The 20,130-nt window shown below is 75.5% G+C and carries 18 protein-coding genes and 1 tRNA gene; 7 read left to right on the top strand and 12 right to left on the bottom strand.

Features of this window, described 5'->3' with window-relative positions; all coding sequences use genetic code 11:
• Positions 1 to 24: 24 nt before the first annotated feature.
• The 9 genes from OHB09_RS11020 to OHB09_RS10980 form a co-directional block, all read right to left on the bottom strand.
• Complete coding sequence (locus tag OHB09_RS11020; RefSeq protein ID WP_319351375.1) at positions 25 to 1,137, bottom strand: GNAT family N-acetyltransferase; 1,113 nt, start codon at positions 1,135 to 1,137, stop codon at positions 25 to 27.
• A gap of 176 nt (positions 1,138 to 1,313) precedes the next feature.
• Positions 1,314 to 1,973 (bottom strand): YveK family protein, encoded by a 660-nt coding sequence (locus tag OHB09_RS11015; RefSeq protein WP_006140546.1) that lies wholly within the window; start codon positions 1,971 to 1,973, stop codon positions 1,314 to 1,316.
• Positions 1,970 to 3,112 (bottom strand): glycosyltransferase, encoded by a 1,143-nt coding sequence (locus tag OHB09_RS11010; protein ID WP_328921907.1) that lies wholly within the window; start codon positions 3,110 to 3,112, stop codon positions 1,970 to 1,972. The genes OHB09_RS11015 and OHB09_RS11010 overlap by 4 nt, the downstream gene beginning before the upstream one ends.
• Positions 3,113 to 3,116: 4 nt before the next feature.
• Positions 3,117 to 3,806: a polysaccharide deacetylase family protein gene (locus OHB09_RS11005; RefSeq protein WP_191891704.1), complete on the bottom strand. Its 690-nt coding sequence runs from the start codon at positions 3,804 to 3,806 to the stop codon at positions 3,117 to 3,119.
• Positions 3,807 to 3,921: 115 nt separating this feature from the next.
• Entirely contained in the window at positions 3,922 to 5,712 is a 1,791-nt protein-coding gene (locus tag OHB09_RS11000; protein ID WP_328921906.1) for a lipid II flippase MurJ, read from the bottom strand.
• Positions 5,709 to 7,073, bottom strand: coding sequence for an O-antigen ligase family protein (locus OHB09_RS10995; RefSeq protein WP_318295357.1), 1,365 nt, complete (start codon positions 7,071 to 7,073; stop codon positions 5,709 to 5,711). The genes OHB09_RS11000 and OHB09_RS10995 overlap by 4 nt, the downstream gene beginning before the upstream one ends.
• Before the next feature lie 105 nt (positions 7,074 to 7,178).
• Positions 7,179 to 8,789 carry a sugar transferase gene (locus OHB09_RS10990; protein WP_191891696.1) on the bottom strand — a complete coding sequence of 537 codons (1,611 nt, stop codon included), beginning with the start codon at positions 8,787 to 8,789 and terminating at the stop codon, positions 7,179 to 7,181.
• Positions 8,786 to 10,267 (bottom strand): glycosyltransferase, encoded by a 1,482-nt coding sequence (locus OHB09_RS10985; protein ID WP_405465754.1) that lies wholly within the window; start codon positions 10,265 to 10,267, stop codon positions 8,786 to 8,788. The genes OHB09_RS10990 and OHB09_RS10985 overlap by 4 nt, the downstream gene beginning before the upstream one ends.
• A 40-nt stretch (positions 10,268 to 10,307) precedes the next feature.
• Complete coding sequence (locus OHB09_RS10980; protein ID WP_328921905.1) at positions 10,308 to 11,561, bottom strand: DUF3344 domain-containing protein; 1,254 nt, start codon at positions 11,559 to 11,561, stop codon at positions 10,308 to 10,310.
• 222 nt (positions 11,562 to 11,783) lie between these two features.
• Between OHB09_RS10980 and OHB09_RS10975 the strand changes: the two genes are divergently transcribed.
• The 6 genes from OHB09_RS10975 to OHB09_RS10950 all read left to right on the top strand — a co-directional run bounded on the left by OHB09_RS10975 (position 11,784) and on the right by OHB09_RS10950 (position 16,236).
• Complete coding sequence (locus OHB09_RS10975; RefSeq protein ID WP_006140538.1) at positions 11,784 to 12,023, top strand: chaplin; 240 nt, start codon at positions 11,784 to 11,786, stop codon at positions 12,021 to 12,023.
• 266 nt (positions 12,024 to 12,289) lie between these two features.
• On the top strand, positions 12,290 to 13,183 hold the full coding sequence (locus tag OHB09_RS10970; protein WP_328921904.1) for a hypothetical protein: 894 nt from the start codon (positions 12,290 to 12,292) through the stop codon (positions 13,181 to 13,183).
• Positions 13,184 to 13,594: 411 nt separating this feature from the next.
• A complete protein-coding gene (locus tag OHB09_RS10965; protein ID WP_006140536.1) occupies positions 13,595 to 13,894 on the top strand; it encodes a hypothetical protein in 300 nt (99 codons plus the stop codon).
• A gap of 113 nt (positions 13,895 to 14,007) precedes the next feature.
• The gene (locus OHB09_RS10960) at positions 14,008 to 14,529 is read left to right on the top strand and encodes a hypothetical protein (protein WP_191853088.1); all 522 of its coding nucleotides are present in this window, start codon (positions 14,008 to 14,010) and stop codon (positions 14,527 to 14,529) included.
• A 43-nt stretch (positions 14,530 to 14,572) separates the two neighbouring features.
• A complete protein-coding gene (locus OHB09_RS10955) occupies positions 14,573 to 15,184 on the top strand; it encodes a tyrosinase family oxidase copper chaperone (protein ID WP_328921903.1) in 612 nt (203 codons plus the stop codon).
• A 182-nt stretch (positions 15,185 to 15,366) separates the two neighbouring features.
• Positions 15,367 to 16,236 (top strand): tyrosinase family protein, encoded by an 870-nt coding sequence (locus tag OHB09_RS10950; RefSeq protein WP_328921902.1) that lies wholly within the window; start codon positions 15,367 to 15,369, stop codon positions 16,234 to 16,236.
• Between the two features lie 111 nt (positions 16,237 to 16,347).
• Here the strand turns inward: OHB09_RS10950 and OHB09_RS10945 are convergent, their stop codons facing one another.
• The 3 genes from OHB09_RS10945 to OHB09_RS10935 form a co-directional block, all read right to left on the bottom strand.
• The gene (locus OHB09_RS10945; RefSeq protein WP_040895425.1) at positions 16,348 to 16,668 is read right to left on the bottom strand and encodes a chaplin; all 321 of its coding nucleotides are present in this window, start codon (positions 16,666 to 16,668) and stop codon (positions 16,348 to 16,350) included.
• Positions 16,669 to 16,893: 225 nt separating this feature from the next.
• Complete coding sequence (locus tag OHB09_RS10940) at positions 16,894 to 17,859, bottom strand: D-2-hydroxyacid dehydrogenase family protein (protein WP_328921901.1); 966 nt, start codon at positions 17,857 to 17,859, stop codon at positions 16,894 to 16,896.
• 261 nt (positions 17,860 to 18,120) lie between these two features.
• Positions 18,121 to 18,196, bottom strand: a tRNA-Arg gene (locus tag OHB09_RS10935).
• A gap of 319 nt (positions 18,197 to 18,515) precedes the next feature.
• Between OHB09_RS10935 and OHB09_RS10930 the strand changes: the two genes are divergently transcribed.
• Complete coding sequence (locus OHB09_RS10930) at positions 18,516 to 20,126, top strand: dynamin family protein (protein ID WP_167794628.1); 1,611 nt, start codon at positions 18,516 to 18,518, stop codon at positions 20,124 to 20,126.
• Positions 20,127 to 20,130 lie beyond the last annotated feature (4 nt).

Here is a 20,130-nt window from a genome sequence, read left to right as displayed (position 1 = left end):
CGCGCGGGGGCGCGAGCGGCGTGTTCAGCCACTGTCGCCCCCGCGCTCGCGCCGGCGCCGCAGCAGTTCCTTGCCGCGCCGGCGTGCGGCCACGTCGGCGAGGACCGCGCCGATCAGCGGGGCGGTGTGCCGACGGGCCAGCAGCAGCCGCCGGTTGGCGACCGGGTCGGGGCGCCAGTGGTGCTTGTACGGTTCGTCGCCGCGCAACAGGCTCAGCACGGTGCGGCCGGCCTCCGGGCCTGTGTGGCGGCTGCACGCGTCCAGCAGCATCACCGCGACGTCCGCCTTGCGCTCGCGCAGCCGCGGATGGGCGCCGTACAGATAGCCGCCCGCGAGGCCCCGGGAGAGCAGGGTGAGGTCGACGGCGGCCACGGATCCGTCGAGACGGAACTCGGTCACCACCGCGTCCCCCTCGCGCACCATCGGCCCGACCGCCCGCACGAGGTGCGCGGCGAACCGCTCCGTGAGGTGCTCCGCCGTCACCTTCCGGCCCCGCCACTGCAGCCGGTGCAGCTCAAGCAGCCGGTGCAGCGCGGCCTCCACCCCCTCCGGCGGCACGACGGTCCGCTCCACGCCGAGCGCGTCCAGCTTGCGCAGCTTGGCGCGGACCCGCTGGGCCTTGCCGGAGGGCAGGCGGCCGATCAGCTCGTCCATGGGCGCGGCGGGCAGCTCCAGGCAGAGCGAGTCCTCCAGACGCCGGCGAGGGCCGCGCCAGAGGTCGTAGACCTGTTCGACGGCGGCGCCGGGCCGCACCTCGCGGAAGTCGATCACCGCGGTGCGGGCGGCGGCCGTCAGACCCTCGGCGAGCGCGGCGGCGGCGGGGCCGGCGTACTCGTCGTCGAGCAGGACGTCGGCGTAGTCCGAGATCGCGCCGCCGAGCGGAACGAGGGCGGGCACAGGGCCGCGCACCCGCGTCAGCGGGGCGAGAGCGCGCAACTCGGCCCCGTCACGCACCAGGACCAGACGCAGCCGGCCGCGCCGGCCGTACGAGCGCCACCAGGAGTGCGACCAGGCGTGGCTCTGGAACGGCGTGGCCGCCGCGCACCGCCGGTGCAGCCGCCCCCAGGCCGGGGCGAGCGCGGCGAACTCCCGCTCGTCCTCGACGATCTCGACGACGAGCCCGGTCCGGTCGCGCACCGGGGCGCCGGCGGGGCGCCGGGCGGCGGGGGCCCTGTCGCCACCGGGGGTGTCACCACCGCGGACGTCGGGTGCCGGGCCCTCCGAAGCGGACGCCACGCCGTCGGGGGCGGCAGCCGCGCCGTCGGGCGCGAGGGCCGGGGGCCGCCGGGTTCCTTCCGCGCGCACCGTGTGGTTCACCGCTGGCCGTGGACGTCGGCGGCCTGGGCCGGGCTGGGCACCGAGGCCGGGCGGGGCGGTTCCTCGGGGGCGCGGCGGGGCCGCACCAGCAGGGCGAGACCGCCGAGGAGGCCGCCCGCGCCCGCTCCGACCAGCCCGGTGAGCGGCGCGGAGGGGGAGGAGGGCGAGGCCGGTTCGACCGCGCGCGAGAAGTTCACCAGCTTCACGTGCGTGCTGGACTGGGTGTCGTTGGCGTGCCGGGTCAGCGAGCGGGCCACCGCGTTGGCGATGTCCGCGGCCAGGTCGGGCCGCGCGGACGTGGCCGTCACCGAGATCATCGGCGCGTCCGGCGAGGTCGCGGCCCGCACGCTGTTCCGCAGCGTCGACACCGGCACCCCCGCCCACACCTGGGCGTCCCCGAGTACGGCGAGCTGCGTGGCGACCCGCCCGTACGCCTGGGCGAACCCGGTCGCCGAGGCCGGGTCCGACTTCTCGGTCGGCACGGCCACGACATAGCTGGACGCGGAGTACTCCGGGGTCCGCAGCTCCCCGTACGCCCCGCCGGCGAGCCCGCCGCACAGGACACCGGCCGCGACCAGCGTCCACGGCGGGAGTGCCTTGACACGGCTCGGCAGCGCGCCGGCGAAGCGGCGCCTTCGGGTGGGATTCTCGGTCATCGGGAACTCGCTCCTGCTGGTGTGGGACGGGCGACGGCGGCCGCGTACACGCCCATCAGGCGGGCGGCGCTGCGCGTGACGCAGTAGTGGTGGGCCGCGTCCGCGGGCTCGCGCGGGAGCGCACCCCGGGCGCGGACATCGGTGACGGCGCGGGCGAAGGACTCGGGGGCGCACTCCACACGCTCCGCGCCCTTCGCCGCGCCCGGCGGGAGGTCCTCGATCGCCGGGCAGGACACGTAGCGCACGGGCAGCCCGGCCGCGAGCGCCTCGACCGCGGCGAGCCCGAACGCCTCCTCCGGGGACGGCGAGGCGAACAGGTCCATCGCGGCCAGCAGCGAGGGCAGGGCGGGACCGGGCGTGCCGTCCGGCACCGCGGGCCGCTCCCCGGCGAACAGCACCCGCCCGGCGACCCCGGCCCGCCGCGCGGCGGCGCGCAGCGCGCCCTCCTCCGGCCCGGCGCCGACCAGCAGCAGCCGTACGTCGCCGGGCAGCAGCGCGAGCGCCCCGACGAGGACGTCGAAGCGCTTGCCCGGCGCGAGCCGCCCGACGCCGCCCACGACGAACGCCTCGGCCGGCAGCCCCAGCTCCCGACGGGTACGCGCCCGGCGCTCCGCGTCGAAGCGGAAGCGGGCGGCGTCGATGCCGTTGGGCACGACCTCGATGCGCGGCGCGGGCACGCCCCACCGCTTGAGCCGGTCGGCGACGGTGGGGGAGACGGCGACCGTGGTCCGCCCCAGGCGCTCGCCCGCCAGGTACAGGGCGCGCACGCCGGTGCCCAGCGCGCGGCCCTCCATCTGCGAATCGCCGAGCGAGTGCTCGGTGGCGACGACCGCCCGCACCCCCGCCAGCCGCGCGGCGATCCGGCCGTACAGGCAGGCCCGGTACAGATGGGTGTGGACCACGTCGTAGCCGCCGCGCCGGACCAGCCGGACCAGGCGCGGCAGCGCGGACAGGTCGCGGTTGCCGGTCATCCCCAGGTGGTGCACCCGGACGCCGTCGGCGGCGAGCCCGGCGGCGACCGGACCCGGGTTGGTGAGCGTGACGACCTCGCAGGTCACCGGCAGGTGGCGGAGCAGCAACCGCAGTTGCTGCTCGGCGCCGCCGACCCCGAGACCGGTGATGACGTGCAGGACGCGCATGCGCTCACACCCCCTCTGCCGGGCGGCGGCGCCACCGGTGCAGCCGGCGCTTGAGGGAGAGCCGCAGCGGCGTGTCCCGCTCGCCCACGTGCAGCCGGGGCAGGGCGAACGGCCCGGTGAGCGGGCCCGGGTCGATGGCGCACCCGTACGCGTAGCCCGCGTCCCGCACGGCGTCCGCGGCCCGGCGGTCCACCGTCCCGTAGGGGTAGCAGAAGCCCGGCACGGGCGCGCCGACCAGCTCCGAGAGCACGGCCCGGCTGTCCGCGACCTCGGCGCGCAGTGTCGCCCCGTCGACCCGGGTGAGGTCCAGATGGGTCAGTCCGTGCGAGCCGATCTCGATGCCCTCGGCGGCGGCCTCCCGGATGCCGTCGGCGTCCAGGAGCGGCTTGCGCGGGCCCAGCGGGTCCCACGCGTTGTCGCCGCCGAGCCTGCCCGGCAGGACGTAGAGGGTGGCGCCGCAGCCGTGCCGGCGCAGCAGCGGCAGCGCGGCGGAGAGGAAGTCGGCGTACCCGTCGTCGAAGGTGAGGCCCACCAGCCCCGCGCCCTCGCCGCGCGCCCGCGCGGCCAGCAGCTCCGCCACGCCCACCCCGCGCAGACCCCGGCGACGCAGCGCGCCGAGCTGCTGGTCCAGGCGTGCGGGGGAGACGGTGACGCGGTACGGGTCCTCGGAGCAGTCGCCCACCGAGTGGTACATGGCGATCCACGGCACGGCCGGCACGGCCGCACGGAAGGCGGGGCTCCTGCGGGAGAGGGGGACGGCGGGCACGGCGCGGGGGGCCGGCGCGGCGGGCGCGGCGGAGCGCGTGGCGTCAGCGGGAACGGACATGGGCGAGCCTCCGGGAGACGGAGCGGGTGACGGAGTGGACGGCGGGGGCGATCGGCTGGGCACCGAGCGCCCAGGCGACGAGGACGAACACGACGGCCACGACCACCGAGCCGAGGGCGAGGCCCAGCACGGGGGAGTCCGGGCGGCTCGCGCAGAACGTGCCGAGCGCGGCGGCCACCAGCGCCGCCCGTACCGGCCTGCCGAGCTCGGCGAGCACCGCGCGGATCCGCACCGGCACGCTGCGCGCGCCCATCCCGTACAGCAGTACGACGGCGCTGAGCGTGACCCCGGCCGCGTTGGCGGCGGCGATCCCGCACACCCCCCACGTGCCGACGCTCAGCACGCCGAGCCAGGAGGTGAGCGCGACGCCCGCGGCCATCGCGAACATCGGGTACCAGGTGGGCCGGCCGCCGGAGAAGTACGAGCGGGCCAGCGCGCCGACCAGCGTGTGGCCGAGCAGACCGAGCGCGTACACCCGCATCACGGCGGCGGTGGCCCCGGTGTCCCGTGCGGTGAAGGCGCCGCGCTGGAAGAGGAGTTCGACGATCTGCGGGGCGCAGGCGACCACGGCGGCCGCGCCCACGAGCACCGTGCACGACACCAGCGCCAGATCCCGCTCGACGCGCCCCCGCGCGCGCTCGGTGTCGCCCTCGGCGAGCGCCTGCGCCACCACGGGGAAGGTCACCGTGCAGAGCATCAGCGCGATCACCATCGGCATCTGCGCGACCTTCTGGGCGTAGTTGAGGTGCGAGATGGCCCCGGCCGGGAGCGAGGCCCCGAGGAACCGCTCGACGAGCACCTGGGACTGCCGGGCCAGCGCGAACATCAGCACGGTGGCGATGGCGGCGAGGTCGACGGAGGAGCGGAGGGAGTCGGGGGAAGAGGCGGGTGCGGAGGGCTCGGCCGACGCGGCGGATTCGACCGACGCGGTGGGTTCGGCCGCCGTCGTCCGTTCCGCCGCGCCTCCCGCCCGCAGCCGGCGCCACAGCGAGGGCAGTTGCACTGCCGCCATGAGGAGGCCGCCGACCGCCACCCCGGCCGCCGCGGAGCGGACGCCCCAGGCGGCCCCGAAGAGGAACATCGACGCGATGATGACGGCGTTGTAGGCGACGTAGATCGCGGCCGGGGCCACGAACCGCCGGTGGGCCCGCAGCGCCGCACTGCAGTACCCGGCCAGCCCGAAGCTCAGGACGCAGGTGGCCGTCAGCCGGGTGCAGTCCACCGCGAGTTCCGGGTCGGGCAGCCCGGGCGCGAGGGCGGCGACCAGGTAGGGCGCTCCGAGGATCAGCAGCGCGGACACGGCGAGGAACGCCGGCACGAGGCGCGGCAGGGTCGTGCGGACCAGCGCGCGCACCGGGTCGTCCGCGCCGCCCTGCGCCCTGCGCGCCAGCGCGCGGCTGAACGCCGGGACGAGGACGAAGGCGAGCCCGTCCTCGATGAGCAGCGTCGCCGCGAATTCCGGCACCGTCCAGGCCACCAGGAACGCGTCGGTCTCCGGGCCGGCGCCGAACAGCCGGGCGAGCGCCTGGTCGCGGCCGAGCCCCAGCACCGCTCCCGCGATCGACAGCCCGATGGTGACGAGGGCCGCCCTGGCGAGGAACCGGCCGGTGGCGGGGGCGAGCCCGGGGCGTGCCGGACCGGCGACCGCGGGGCGGGCGCTGCTGGGGGTGGGGTCGGGGGTGCCGGTGTCGCCGCCGGTCCCGGGGGCGAGGTCGCTGATGGCCTCGGCGTCGGTGGCGGAGGCGGTGTGGGTGGGGGGCGGGGTCACCGTCATCGTGCCGCGGCCTCCTTCGGGTAGGTCGGGGCGGGCGTACGGAGCCGGTGGGGCAGGGCCGCGGCGCAGGCGGGATCGGCCAGCGCCCAGCGCGCCACCAGCCCGAGGCAGACGGCGGTCAGCGCGGTCGAGGGCCCGCCGATGTCGCCGTACGCGAAGTCGACGAGCTGCCAGAGCAGCAGTCCGCACGCGAGGAGCGCGCAGTCGAGCCCGCGCGGGACGGGCGTGCCGTGGCCCTCGCGGGCGCCCGGCGTGCCCCGGCGCACGCGCCACAGCCCTCGCACCCCGCACACCAGCAGCGCGAGCCAGCCGCCGACGAGGGCCGTCGCGCCGAGCAGCCCCTGCTCGCTGAGGACCAGCAGGTACATGTTGTGCGGCGAGAGCAGCGGCTGCTTGCGGAAGGCGGCGCCCGCCCCCTCCGTGTCGCTGCCCGAGGAGAGGGCCAGCGAGGCGTAGCCGTCCCGGTGCTCGGGGAAGCCCTTGAGACCGACGCCGGTCAGCGGGTGGTCGCTCCACATGTCGACCGCCGCCGTCCACATCGTGTACCGGTCGGTGACGGACTGGTCCGGGGCGTCCGTGACCTGCCCGATGCTGCTCAGCCGTTCCTGCAGCACCGCCGAGCCGAGTCCGAAGCCGCCCACCAGCACAAGACCCGCCGCGAGCGCGACCGCCAGCACCCGCAGCGCCCGCCGTACCCCGGCGAGCAGCAGCTGGGCGCCGCAGGCCACGGCCGTCGCGATCCACGCCCCCCGGCTGAACGAGAGCGCGAGCGGCGCGAGCAGCACCAGCGCGCACACCAGCGCGCCCGCGCGCTGCCGTACGCTCCCGGCGCCGAGCGCGAGTCCGACCGCGCACACCACGCCGAAGGACACCACCGCCGCCATGCCCATGACGTCGGTCGCCCCGAAGGTGCCCACGGCCCGGATGTTCTCGCCCCGGTACGAGGCACCGGTCCCGGTGGCGTACTGGTGCACGCCGAGCGCCCCCTGCCACAGCGCGAGCCCCACCAGCGACCAGGCGAGCAGCCGCAGATCCGCCCGGTCCCTCAGCAGCAGGACGACGGCGGCCGGGACCAGTACGAAGACCTGCAGATACCGGCCGAAGCCGAGGAGCCCCTCGGCCGGCGAGGGCGCCCCGAGGGCCGCCGCGGCGAAACCGAGGACGGGGAGGCCCAGCACCACTGCGGCGGTGACCGACAGCGGGCGACGCCGCCCGCGTACGAGCCGGAGCGCGCAGTACGCCACCAGCGCGCCGGAGGCCACGTCCGCCGGGGTCGCTCCGCCCTCGCCGCCGGGCGCGACGGGCAGCGCGAGCAGGGCGACGACCGCGAGCACCGGCAGCACCGGCGCCACGGCCGCCAGCCGGCGGCCGAACGACGTCGAGGCGGCCGGGGAGGGGACGGCGGGGGGAGGAGGCCCGGAGGGGCCCCCGGGGTGGGGGAGCGGCGGGGCGAGGTGGCTCACCGGTCAGCTCCCCGTCGGGCGGACCAGCGCCGCCGCCGTGCGCAGCAGGATGCAGACGTCCTGCCACAGCGACCAGTCGTCGATGTAGGCGTTGTCGTAGCGCGCCCGGTCCTCGATGGAGGTGTCCCCGCGCAACCCGCTGACCTGGGCGAGCCCGGTGATGCCGACCGGCATCCGGTGCCGGGCCGCGTAACCCGGGTACGACCGGCTGAACGTCTCGACGAAGTAGGGCCGTTCGGGGCGCGGTCCGACCAGGCTCATGTCGCCCCGGAAGACGTTCCACAACTGCAGCAGCTCGTCCAGCGAGGAGCGGCGCAGGAAGCGGCAGAAGCGGCTCATCTCCGCCTCGCCCGCCACGCTCCACCGGGTGGCGGCCTCGTGGGCGTCGGCGGGGCGGTGGGTACGGAACTTCAGCAGGGTGAACGGCAGGCCGCCCTTGCCGATGCGCTCCTGCCGGAACACCACGCCGGGCCCGTCGGACAACCGCAGCACGAGGGCACAGCCCAGCAGCAACGGGGAGATGAGCAGCAGCAGGGCGCCCGAGACCAGGACGTCCAGTGCCCGCTTCACGGCGGTGGCGAGGCGCGGGCCCGGGCGCCCGGCGCCGTCGAGCCGTCGGCAGACGAAGCCCGCGAGCCGTACGCCCGGAGCGCTCCGAAGGGAGGCGGCGCCGGCGAACGGGGCGCCCGCGGCGTAGGGGGTGAAGGGCGCGTGCTCCGCGCCGTGCGCGGGTGGCCTCGCCTCGACCTCCCACAGGGCGCAGCCGGCCGCGGCCAGTTCACCCGCGAGCACGAGGTGTTCGGGCTCGGCCGGGGCGTCGGTGGGACCGCCGGCGGCGCCGCCTCCCGTCTCCGTGCCGGGGTGTGCGCCCGCGTGGGGGTGCGCGGACGTACTGCCCGTGCCTCTGACGAGCAGGACCGCGCGGACGCCGTTCTGGATGAACGCCCGCCGCACCTCCTCGCCCGTGGTCAGCACAGGGAGTCCTTCTTCGTCCTGGGAGGGAGCGGGCGCGACGACACCGACGGGACGCAGCCCGCAGCCCGGGTGGCGCAGGAAGGCCGCGGCGACCCGCTGGGCGGTGGCGGCGTCCCCGGCCACCAGCGCCGCACCGGGACGGCGGACCAGCGCCCGGCGGCGCGCCCAGTGCACGGTGCCGCGCCCCGCGCCGCTCGCGGCGGCCTGGAGGACGCACCCGAGAACGAGGGCGTGCGCGGAGAGCGCGTGGGCCGGGGTGAACGCCGCGGTGAGCGCCGCGAGCGCGCACCAGCCCACCACGATCCGCCCGCACAGCGCGGGCAGTTCCTCGAGCAGGACGGGCATGGCGGGCGGGCGGTGCAGCCCCGCCCGCACGTTGAGCGCGAGCACGCCGAGCAGCAGCGCCCCCGCGGCCAGCGGGTGGCCGCGGGTCCCGTCCACCGCGAGGGCGGCGAGCAGCGCGGCCCCGGCGTCCACGGCGAGCAGCGGTGCCGCAGGCGGGCGCGGGACGAGGGACGGCCGGCCGGCGGGCAGCCGGTGACCGTCGGCGGCCTCACGGGGAGGGATGACCGAGACGGGCGAGTGTCCGTACTCCCGCGGCTGTCCGCCGGGGGAGGGAACGGTGCTTTCCGCAGTCACGTGTGGCTGGACTCCCTGCACTCGGTGGCTTCCGCGCCGGTGGTGTGCGCGGCGCGCACGGCGCACGAGGCGCACGGGGCGGACCCGCCGCCCGGGGCGTGATCGGTGCGTCTGGTGCGCACGGTCTCCGGGAGGTGCGCGGCGCAGACGGCGGCGCGAGGCGCGGCGACGCAGGCGCCCCACGCCCCCCGTACGTCCGTCGCGCCCCACAGGGCCCGTACGCCCGTCACGCTCCGCGCGTCCTCAGCGCTCCGCGAGCGCCCGGTGCTGCCCGCACGCCGAGGAGCATCCGCCCCCGCGCCCGGTACCGGCACCGCGCGCGGTCCTGACGCCGCTTCGGGGGCGAGCAGTTCGCGGTAGATCTCCATGACCGCCTCCGTCGCCCGCCGCACGTCGTGCGTGGCCAGCACGTGCGCGCGGGCCTCCGTGCCGAGGCGGGCGCGCAGTGCGGGGTCGAGCAGCAGGGCGGTGATCCGGTCGGCCAGCGGGCCCGGCTGTTCGACGGGCACCGGTTCCTGACCGGGCGGCAGGCACTCCCGGGCCCCGGCGACCTCGGTCAGCACGACCGGCCGCCCGCACGCCATCGCCTCCAGGGGCGCCAGCGCCATGCCCTCCCAGCGGGAGGGCAGCACGACCAGATCGGCCGCGCGGTACCAGGGCACGACCTGGTCCACGGCACCGGCGAACAGCACCGAGGCGGGTGCCTCGGCCCGCAGGCGTGCCTCCTCCGGACCGTCCCCGACCAGCACGAGGCGGGCCCCCGGTACCCGCCGGACCACCGCGGGCCAGGCGCGCAGCAGCACGTCCTGCCCCTTCTGGCGGCACAGCCGTCCGACACAGACGACGAGCGGGCCCTCGGAGGCGTCGGATCCGGAGGCGGGAAGAGCGGAGAGAAGGGGGAGCCCGGAGCGCGCCTCGGCGGGCGGTGCGGGCCGGTGGTGCGCGGTGTCCACCCCGTTCGGCACGACGCTCCACGAGGCGTGCACCCCGGCGCGTACGCCGGTCTCGCGCTCCGCCTCGCTGACGCACACCACGCGGGAGGTCCAGCGGGCGCTCCAGCGTTCCCAGCGCACCGACAGCGCCGCCAGCGTCCCGTCCACCGCCTCGAAGGACCAGGCGTGCGGCTGGAACACGGTCGGTACCCGGCCCCGCAGGGCGAGCCGGGCGACGAGCCCGGCCTTCGCGCTGTGCGCGTGCACCAGGTCCGGCCGCGTCGCGGCGAGCACGCGCCGGAGTTGCCGTAGCTCCCCGGGGAGCGCGCGTCCCGGGGAGCGGGTCGCAGGCCAGTCGTGCACCTCCGCGCCGAGCGCCCGGAGTGTGCCGGCGAGCCGGGAGCCGTCCGGGCAGGCGACCGCCACGCGCAGACCGGCGGCCCGCTGGGCGCGCACCAGATCGGCCACCACACGGGCCACCCCGCCGTCGACCGGCTGGGTGACGTGCAGGACGAGTGGCCGACGGCCGGTTGCTGGCAGGTGCATGCACGCTTCCTCGGTCACGGACGGCGTCAGGGGGCGCGCGTCACTGCTGGGCATCGACGGCGACGAAGAGCGCCCCGGTCCAGGCCGCGTCGTGTTGTGAAACGATCAGAAAGTCCAACCGGTCACCCCCGTTCCTGGTCGCGTCGCCGAGGGCGAGCACGTCGGAGTCGTATCCGAGGGTGTTCACCGGGCCGGACCGGCGCGGCCCCGGGCTTCTGGGGGACAGAGCGGGCCGAGAAGGCCCGGCAAATCCGAAGGAATCGGCCCTTTCCTCCGACGATCCGGCCGGTCCCGCGAGGGTCGAGTTCAGTACGTCGTTACGCGGATTGGCGGAATCACTCAGGACCGTGCGCGCCCCCTGGTGCGCGGACGCGCTCAGCGAGTCGCCCGTACGCCCCCGGTCGCCGTTGTAGGCGACCAGCCCCACGAGGCCGTGCGCACCAGGCGCGAACGGCATCCGGCGCATCCGGGCCAGCGTGCGGGTGCCGGGCGCGAGCGCCTCGAAGCCGTCCCACAGCGCCAGGTGCCGCAGTGGCTCCGAGGCCTTGTCGTAGGCCACCACCAGCGTCCAGCCACCCCAGGAACCGGCGGCCGAGCGGCCCTTGGCCACGTTGATCTGCGCCACCGTGTACGCGCCCGAACCGCTCGACCGGACCAGCCCGGTGACGTCCGCGGAGGCCTGGTAGGCGTCCGCGCCGTGCGCGGCGCGGTGGCCGACGACGGTGTCCGCGAGCAGCGCCTTGTAGGCGCCGCCCGGTTCGGCGATCAGTACCCGTCCGTTGTCCGCGGGCGGCTTCTGCTCGCCGACGCGCAGGTTCCCGCCCCAGTAGAGGCGCGCGTAGCGGACGGAGGCGCCCGGTGGCAGACGGAGTTCGGCGCGGCTGGAGTTGTAGGTGTTCGGGTCGTCGTCGACATCGACGTACGTCATGTCGAAGTCCCCGTTCGCCCCAGGGCCGCCCGCGCGGGCGGCGAGACAGGCGCGGTCGCCCCCCGGGGTGCGGGTGGGTCCGCCGGAACAGGTCACGGCGGTGCCGGCCGCCCGGACGATGCCGCCGTGGCGCAGGGCGCGGTAGCGCTCGGTGAACGGGATGCGTTTCCGCTCCGGGCGGGGCGCCGCGGCCGGAGCGGCGGCCGTGGGCGAGGCCGGGGCGGGGGGTGTGGCGGAGGTGCCGGGTGCGGCCGAGGGGGTGGGGGCGGGCCCCGGGGCCGCGGTGGCCGCGGGGGCCCAGAGGGCGGTGAGGGCGCAGACACACGCGAGAGCGCGGCCCAGGGGATGACCGGAGGTAGCACGCATGACCGGCTTCGCACCCTTCGCGGCTTGTGGGTGGTTTCGAACGGCCGTCACTGTAGCCACAAGGGGGATGTATCGGATAAAAGCGGCAACTGTGTCGGGCCGGTCAATCTCCGTACCGTCGGAGTTCACTCCTTCGGCGGCACAACCCGGGCCGGGGCCACGCGTTGATTCAACGTCGGGCAAGCCGCCCGGCTGTTGTGACAACCCAAGGAGCACTTCTCCATGTCGCGTATCGCGAAGGGCCTGGCCCTCACCACCGTTGCCGCCGCGGCCGTGGCGGGCACCGCCGGCATCGCCGCTGCCGACGCCGACGCCGGGGCCGTCGCCGCCCACTCGCCGGGTGTCGTGTCGGGCAACGCCATTCAGGTCCCGGTCCACATTCCGGTCAACGTCTGCGGCAACACGATCAACGTCATCGGTCTGCTGAACCCGGCGTTCGGCAACACCTGCGTCAACGACTGACGCGTCGACGGACCCGCGGACCGGCCGCCCCCTTGGCGGGGGCGGCCGGTCCGTGCTGCGCGGCCGCTCCCTTGCCAGGGGTGGCCCTTCGTGCTGCCCGGCCCCGAACGGCGGCGTGCGGCCGGGGGTGCCGCCAGGGCTCCCACCAGGGGTGACGCCGTGTTCCGGCCACCCGGCTGATCGCTCTCCGTGTTTGAAAAGTTGCAATAAGTCACCACCCCTTTCACGGTGGGCAGAGGATCGATGCCCCGCTGAAAGGAACACCCATGCGTGCTCTGCCCGCACGGCACCTCGCCTCCCCGGCATTCTGCGCCGTGCTCCTGCTCGGGATCGCCGCACCCGCCGCCGTGGCGGCCGACGGCCAGTCGGTGACCGGGCAGGCGGCGACCGGTCAGTCCGAGTCCGGCTCGTCCGCCTCCGGCCAGGCGCAGGTGCCCGTCCCCGGCGCGGACGCACTGCTCGGCCAGGTCAGGTCGCTGTCCACCGCCGGAGGTGTCCTCACTCCCGTCACCGACCTGCTCGACAGCACCCTCAAGGCCGACAACGGCCAGCTGCCCGCCGACCGTGCGGACGAGCTCGGCAAGGCGGCCAAGGACGCCATCAAGAAGGCGGCGGCGGCCCCGTCGACGGTCGCGCTCCCCGCGAAGCCCGCGGAGAAGCCCGCCGTCACATCCCCCTCGGCCGCCGGATCCGCGCACGCCTCGAAGCCCGCCGACCCGGCGAAGCCGGCGGTTCCCGGCGTGGTCGCGGCCGCGCCGGACGCCTCCGCCGACGCGTCCCGGCGGCCGGTGACGCCGGCCGCCCCGCCGCTGTCGAAGACCGCCGCCCTCGCGAAGACCCGGGCGCACGGCCGCGCCGCGACGCCCAGGGACGCCACGCAGGACGCGCTGACGGCTCTGCAGAAGGCGGTCGACGCCCTGGTGAAGGCGTCCACCTCCGGTGACGTCGGCCAGGTGGTGCCGGCCATCTCCGAGGTGGTCAACAACCTCGTCGACGTGCTGATCGCCACGCTCACCGGCAGCAGCCTGGCCGACCCGGCCCTGACCGACCCCGACCTGGCCGGTCTCATCCCGTCGACCGGCGCCGCCGACGCGGTCACGCTTCCCTCCGCCCCGGACCTGCCGCCGCTGCCCAGCGACCTGATCCTCCCGACGAGCTGAGCCGCCACCGGTCGGCGGGTCCGCGAACCGCCCGAGCGCCGGTCCGCACCACCCCTGAGCGCGCCTCCCCTTCCCGGGGGCGGCGCGCTCACGTGTGTGCGCACGGCGCACAGTGCGCGGCGCGCGGTGCACGGGACGCGGCACATGCGCGGGGCGCGCGGTCACGGGTTGCGCGCGGTCTTGGGGCGGTGCGAGCACGGGTTGCGGGCGGTCTTGGGGCGGTGCGAGCACGGATTCCGCGCGGTCGTGAGGTGGTGCGAGCACGGGGCCGCGCGGCCCTCGGGCGGTGGAGTGTCCGGCGACCGGTGGACCACCTGGACCTGCCCGTTTCCGTGCCCCGTGGGGCTCGTTAAGCCGTGCGCACACGCCCTCCGGCGACGTACGCGCGTCGCCGAAGAAGGAAGGAACACGATGAAGTCGCTCAAGGCCCTCGCCGTCGTCGCCGGGTCCCTCGCCGTGGCGGGAGCCGCCGCTCCCGCTCTCGCCGCCACGCAGCCCGCCGACTTCGAGACGCCCACCAGCATCAACGGCGGGGTGGAGAAGGCCCTCAGCACCCGGACCCTCGACCTGCGCCCGCTGCAGCACCAGTCGGACGCCCTCGACACCGAGAACGAGGACTCCGTGCTCAGCACGGTGAACGGCGTGACCGAGACCCTCAACCGCGGCGCCGGTGCCGCCGGACTCCTCGGCGGGCTCCCGCTGACGCACTGACGGCTGGTCCTACTACTGCGTCACGCGGGGGAATCCCGTACTGGCGCCGTCTCCCGGTCGTTACCCGATACGCGAACAGCCCCACGCCCCGTCCGAAAGGGACCGCACCCGTCATGAAGCCGACCACCCGAGGAACGCTCGCCGCCGTCGTCACCTGTGTGGCCGCCGCCGCGGCGGCGGCCACCGCCGCCACGCCCGCCGCGGCGAGCACGGTCCCCGTGCCCCTGCCGCTGGACGGTGTCGAGAGGTCCCTCCACATGGAGATGCCCCACGTCGCCGGAGAACTGCCGGTGCCCGTGCCGGGCGCCCCCGAGGGCACCCGGTTCGCCGAGGGGCACCTGCTGCCCGAGCGCACCCTGCCCCGGCTGCCGGTCAGCGGAGGGCTGCCCGGTGGGGACGTGCGCGCCCCGCTGCCGCACGTCCTGGGTGAGGGCTTCGACCACCTCGGCGTCAGCGCCCCCGCCGCCGACCTGCGCACCGCGGTCCCGGGGCTCGCCCTCGACACCCCCCTGGGCAGGCCGGACGCGGAGAACGGGGGCCTGCCCTCGCTCGGCGGGGAACCCCGTGCCGCGCTCGACACCCCGCTGCTGCGGACGGTGCCGGGCGCCGAGATCGTCACCGGCCCGGGCGCGTAACCGCGCCGGAAGCCACCCCCAACCAGGCGGAGGAGAAAGAGCGTTGGCCGAGAGAACTCGCAGAGACGCCCTGCGCGCCCTGGCGGTGACGGCGGGTGCCCTGGCCCTGGCACCCGCCGTCACCGCCTCCCGCTGCGGGCGCACGGAGGACCTCGCCGCCGGCCCGCACGCCACGCGGGGAGGCGGTGGGGGCGCCCCGGCCGACGACCCGACCGCCCCCGACTCCTCCGCCGGCCGGCCCGGCGGCCCGGCGGGGGCGGCCGGACAGCGGCGCCGGTTCTCCCAGACGTACCGGGGCCGCCGGATCGAGGGCACCTGGGCCGCGCCGAGCCGGACCGCCCGGGACGGGGCCGGCCGCGACCCGGGCGGAGGGGACGAGGGGGCCGGGCGCTGGCACATCACCGTGGACGGCCGTCCGCTGCACCTGATGCGCCGCGCGGACGGCACGTGGGTCAGCATGGTCGACCACTACGCGTCCTATCCCACCCCGCTGGCCGCCGCCCGCGGCGCCGTCGACGTCCTCGGCCCCGGCGACCACCTGCGCGCGCCCGAACCGGCGCACGACGGGGAGCACGTCACCGCGGGGCCGCCCGCCCGCCGTCCACGCCACACCACGAGCGAGGACATGACCCGCGGCACGAGCCACGACATGTGACAGCTCCGGGCACGGCGCAACCGCGCGACGGCGCAACTGCACGACGGCACGACAATGCGTCGGCACAGCGGCACAACAGCGCGTCGAACAAGAACACACAGCACAGCCACAGCACAGCCACGGCACATCGCGGCCGCCCGGTGCCGAGGGGGCCGTGGCGCGCCGGGGAGGGGGAGGACCGGATGGCGGTCCACACACGGAAGAACGTCACCGCGCTGTCCCGGAGCGAGCGGCGCCGCCTCGTCGAGGCGCTGCTCGCCGTCAAACGGCGCGGGGAGTACGACGAGTTCGTCCGCACGCACATCGAGCACTACGTGTCCGACGGGGAGGGCGGACTGCGCACGGCCCACATGACACCGTCCTTCCTGCCCTGGCACCGGCAGTTCCTCCTGCAACTGGAGCGGGCGCTGCAACGCGTCGACGCGGCGGTGACGGTGCCGTACTGGGACTGGACCCGCACGCGCGGCGCGTCCGCCGCGCCCTGGACCGAGGACCTGCTCGGCGGGAACGGGCGCCGCTCCGACGGTCAGGTCACGACCGGCCCCTTCGCGTACGCCGGGGGCGCCTGGACGATCAAGGAGAGCGTGACGGACGCGGAGTACCTGATGCGCGACCTCGGCCGCCACCGGGACCCGATCGGGCTTCCCACGCGCGCGGAGCTGGACCGGGCCCTGGCCGAACCCCTGTACGACGTCGCGCCCTGGAACTCGACGTCGGCGAAGGGGTTCCGCAACAAGCTGGAGGGCTGGGGCCGGGGTACGGGAAGTGCGGCCTGGCACACCCACAACCGCGTCCACCGCTGGGTCGGCGGGCACATGCTCGGCGGCGCCTCCGTCAACGATCCCGTCTTCTGGATGCATCACGCCTTCGTCGACCTGCAGTGGACGCGGTGGCAGCAGCGGCACCGGGGGGCGCGCTATCTGCCCGCGCGGCAGCCGGGGCGCGGGGACGCGCAGCACGGACGGATCGTGGCCCGCGAGGAGCGGATGCCGCCGTGGAACGTGACACCGGCGGACGTGGAGGACGTGAGCCGGCTGTACCGGTACGTGTAGTGGTGCGGACTCCCGGAGCCCGGGCGCGTCCCGGACCGGCTACGGCGAAGCCCCCGGCGGTCGGACCGCTGGGGGCTCGCTCATGCGTCCGGCGCTGAGGCCGGGGCGGGTTCAGCCGCCGTAGCCGCCGTTCTCGTGGTGCTTGTGGCCCGACTTGCCGTCGTCCTTGGAGTCGGACTTGTGCTCTTCGCCACCGGCGTTGACGCAGGTGTTGCCGAAGGCCGGGTTCAGGATGCCGACCACGTCGATCGTGTTCCCGCACAGGTTGACGGGGATGTTGACGGGGATCTGGATGACGTTGCCGGACAGGACGCCGGGCGAACCGACAGCCGCGCCCTGGGCACCCGCGTCCGCCATGGACAGGCCGGCGCCGCTGAGCACCACGGCACCCGTGCCGAGAGCGACCGCGGCCGCCTTCGCGATGCGAGACATCACATACTCCTTCGGTGAAAGGGGGAGCACGGTGATCGTCACCGTGCTCCCCCTTCAACGCGCCCGCGCGGTACCGGTCACGGCGTACCCCGGCGGATCACCCGTTCCGAACAGGACGCTGCGCCGGTGGGTCCACAGCGGATGCGCTCACGCCGATGCCGGGTTATGGGGACGCCGGAAACCCACGACCGCGCCCCGGCGGGACGGTAGCCGCGGGCCCGCGCCCTACGCCGGTCCCAGGACGCGTATCGGCTCCCCGGCCAGATAGGCGCGGATGTCCTCCACGGCCTGCCCGTAGTAGCGCGCGTAGTTGGCCCGGCTGACGTACCCGAGATGCGGGGTGGCCAGCAGGCGCGGGGCGGAACGCAGGGGGTGGTCGGCGGGCAGCGGCTCGCTGTCGAACACGTCGACGGCGGCGCCCGCGAAACTTCCCTCGCGGAGGGCGGTGAGCAGGGCCTCCTGGTCGACGAGGCCGGCCCGTGAGGTGTTGACCAGGTAGGCGGTCGGCTTGAGGAGGGCGAGTTCGGGGGCGCCGAGCAGTCCCCGGGTGCGCTCGCCGAGCACGAGGTGCAGCGAGACGAAGTCGCTCGTACGGAGCAACTCCTCCTTCGACTCCGCGCGTTCGACCCCGACCTCCTCGGCGCGTTCCTGCGTCAGGTTCTGGCTCCAGGCGCTCACCCGCATCCCGAACGCGAGCCCGACCCGGGCGACCCGGCCACCGATCTTCCCGAGCCCGAGCAGCCCGAGCCGCTGCCCGTGCAGATCGGCGCCGAGGGTGCTCTGCCAGGGGCCGCCGGAGCGCAGCGCGGTGCTCTCGGTGACGATGCCGCGGGCCAGCCCGAGCAGCAGCGCCCAGGTCAGCTCGACGGGCGGGGTGGGGGAGCTCGCCGTACCGCAGACGGTCACCCCGTGCTTCTCGGCGGCGGCGTAGTCGATGACGCTGTTCCGCATCCCGGAGGCGACGAGCAGCCGCAGCCGCGGCAACCGGCCCAGCACGGAGGCGGGGAACGCGACGCGCTCGCGCAGCGTGACGACGATGTCGAAGCCGGCCAGCGCCTCCACGAGGGCGTCCTCGTCGGCGTAGTGCTCCCCGAAGGACACGACCTCGAGTTCACCGTCGAGCGCCGACCAGTCGGCGACGGAGGTCGCCACCCCCTGGTAGTCGTCCACCACCGCACACTTGAGCCGCATCCGGCCCCCTTCCCCTACGCCTCGACCACGCCTCACACCCTAACGACCCCCACCGACATCCCCGCCGACCTGCGAGAACACCCGTCGTACGTGCCAGGAAGCGATCCGCGAGCCGCGAGCGCGATCGAGCGGCCTCGCGAGCGCCGCCGGACGACGTCCGACCCCGGTGCCTTCGAGGCGGTGAGACGGAGCCGTTGCCGTCAGAGACGCGAAACGCCCCGGAAGGGCTACTCCTTCCGGGGCGTTTCCGCTGTTCAGACGTGGCGCCCCCGGCAGGACTCGAACCTGCGGCCAAGCGCTTAGAAGGCGCCTGCTCTATCCACTGAGCTACGGGGGCCGATGTGGTGGCCTGTGTCGTGGTGCCCGGGTGTGGGGCGATCCGTGACTCGCCGGGGACAAGGATAGGGCTCCCGAGCCCTTGTCCCTGTTGCTTCGCCTCCGTGGCTCGATGTGGAGGTTCGGTGAAGCGGGTCCGATAATCGCAGGCAGGTACGAATCCTGCATCGCTTTTGGCCGCTCGCGCAGCGGGTGTTGTGCACTCGTTATGCCTGGACTGTGCCCTTGTCCCGGTCGTCCTTTCCGTCCCGTGTGTCCAATCGGCGCGCAGAACCAGTTATATGCTTCAGAAAGACTGCAAAATTGGGCATTCTTCACATGTGGTGACCTTGGACGTACGGCCCCAGCTGCTCGACGCACTCTCCGCCCTGCGCGACCGTGTGGCCGCCGCACGCTTCCCGCTCCCCCTCGTGGGAGCGCCACGTGCGCGTGCGAACCGGGACGAACTCCTCGCGCAACTCGACGACTACCTTGTGCCCAGACTCCGTCAACCAGAGGCGCCGCTGCTTGCCGTGGTGGGTGGTTCGACCGGCGCCGGCAAGTCGACACTCGTCAACTCCCTGGTGGGCCGCAAGGTCAGCGAGGCCGGAGTCCTGCGGCCCACGACCCGCACTCCCGTGCTGGTCTGTCACCCCGAGGACCACCACTGGTTCAGCAGCATGCGGGTCCTGCCCGAACTCGGCCGCGAATGGCTGCCCCACGGGGAGACCGGCGAGGACGACCTGCCCTCCCTCGGTGACCAGGGGCAGCGCGTGCTGCGCATCGAGACCGCCGAGACGCTGCCGCCGGGCCTCGCCCTCCTCGACGCCCCCGACATCGATTCCCTCATCGCCGACAACCGCACACTCGCCGCCGAACTGATCTGCGCCGCCGACATCTGGGTGATGGTCACCACCGCCGCGCGGTACGCCGACGCCGTCCCCTGGCACCTGCTGCGCACCGCCAAGGAGCAGCGGGCGACGCTGGTGACCGTCCTGGACCGGGTTCCCCACCAGGTCGTCTCCGAGGTCTCGCGGCAGTACGCCGCGCTGCTCACCAAGGCCGGTCTCGGCGACGTGCCCCGCTTCACCGTGCCGGAGCTGCCCGAGTCGGCCTGGGGCGGCGGGCTGCTGCCCGCCACCGCCGTCGCGCCCCTGCGGACCTGGCTCACCCATCTCGTGCAGGACCCGGCCGCTCGGACGGCCGCCATGGCCCGTACCGCCCACGGGGTCCTGGGTTCCCTCGACTCCCGGCTGCCCGAACTGGCCGGGGCCGCCGCCGCGCAGTACGCCGCGGCGCTCCGGCTCACCGCCGCAGTCGACAGCGCGTACGACAGCGAGTACGCGCGGGTGCGCGGCCGTTTGCAGGCCGGTGCCGTGCTCGCCGGCGACGCGCTGAAGCGCTGGCGCAGCTTCCCGCTGGACTGCACCGCCCGGGAACTGCTCGACGCCCTGGTGGAGAGCCTCGGCGCGCTCCTGCTGTGTGCCGTCACCGCCGCCGACGAACGGATCGACGAGGCCTGGCGCCTCGAACCCGCCGCCGAGGCCCCGGAACTCGCCGGCCACGATCCGGCGGCCGACCACACCGAGCACCGGATCGGCCTGGCCGTGCGGCGCTGGCGGCGCGTGCTGGAGGAGTACGCCGAGGAGGAGGCGCGCGACCTCGACCGGAGCGTGGCGCCGGACGCCGAGGTGGTGGCCGCGCTCGTCGCCACCGCGCTGCTGGGCGGACGGCGGGCGCGTTCCGCGGGCGAGCGGCTCGCCGAACGGATCGGCGCCCACGGTGCCCTGCGGCTGCGCGACCGGGCCGCACGGCTGCTCTCCGACTACGTCGACCGGGTGCTGCACACCGAGCGGGAGCGCCGGCTCGCCCCGCTCGACGGCCTGGAGGTCCATGCCGAGCCCCAGGCGGAACTCATCGCCGCGCTGTCCCTACTGCAGAAGGAGAGGTGACCGG

Source organism: Streptomyces griseoaurantiacus (genome assembly GCF_036189845.1).
In the GTDB taxonomy this organism is placed as follows: domain Bacteria; phylum Actinomycetota; class Actinomycetes; order Streptomycetales; family Streptomycetaceae; genus Streptomyces; species Streptomyces griseoaurantiacus.
This window is presented reverse-complemented; position numbering and strand designations above follow the sequence as displayed.

Excerpts from the sequence above, each read along its gene's own strand:
- OHB09_RS11015 (WP_006140546.1), bottom strand. The coding sequence starts at position 1,973 with ATGACCGAGAATCCCACCCGAAGGCGCCGCTTCGCCGGCGCGCTGCCG.
- OHB09_RS11010 (WP_328921907.1), bottom strand. The coding sequence starts at position 3,112 with ATGCGCGTCCTGCACGTCATCACCGGTCTCGGGGTCGGCGGCGCCGAG.
- OHB09_RS11005 (WP_191891704.1), bottom strand. The coding sequence starts at position 3,806 with ATGTACCACTCGGTGGGCGACTGCTCCGAGGACCCGTACCGCGTCACC.
- OHB09_RS11000 (WP_328921906.1), bottom strand. The coding sequence starts at position 5,712 with ATGACGGTGACCCCGCCCCCCACCCACACCGCCTCCGCCACCGACGCC.
- OHB09_RS10985 (WP_405465754.1), bottom strand. The coding sequence starts at position 10,267 with ATGCACCTGCCAGCAACCGGCCGTCGGCCACTCGTCCTGCACGTCACC.
- OHB09_RS10980 (WP_328921905.1), bottom strand. The coding sequence starts at position 11,561 with ATGCGTGCTACCTCCGGTCATCCCCTGGGCCGCGCTCTCGCGTGTGTC.
- OHB09_RS10975 (WP_006140538.1), top strand. The coding sequence starts at position 11,784 with ATGTCGCGTATCGCGAAGGGCCTGGCCCTCACCACCGTTGCCGCCGCG.
- OHB09_RS10970 (WP_328921904.1), top strand. The coding sequence starts at position 12,290 with ATGCGTGCTCTGCCCGCACGGCACCTCGCCTCCCCGGCATTCTGCGCC.
- OHB09_RS10965 (WP_006140536.1), top strand. The coding sequence starts at position 13,595 with ATGAAGTCGCTCAAGGCCCTCGCCGTCGTCGCCGGGTCCCTCGCCGTG.
- OHB09_RS10960 (WP_191853088.1), top strand. The coding sequence starts at position 14,008 with ATGAAGCCGACCACCCGAGGAACGCTCGCCGCCGTCGTCACCTGTGTG.
- OHB09_RS10950 (WP_328921902.1), top strand. The coding sequence starts at position 15,367 with ATGGCGGTCCACACACGGAAGAACGTCACCGCGCTGTCCCGGAGCGAG.
- OHB09_RS10945 (WP_040895425.1), bottom strand. The coding sequence starts at position 16,668 with ATGTCTCGCATCGCGAAGGCGGCCGCGGTCGCTCTCGGCACGGGTGCC.
- OHB09_RS10940 (WP_328921901.1), bottom strand. The coding sequence starts at position 17,859 with ATGCGGCTCAAGTGTGCGGTGGTGGACGACTACCAGGGGGTGGCGACC.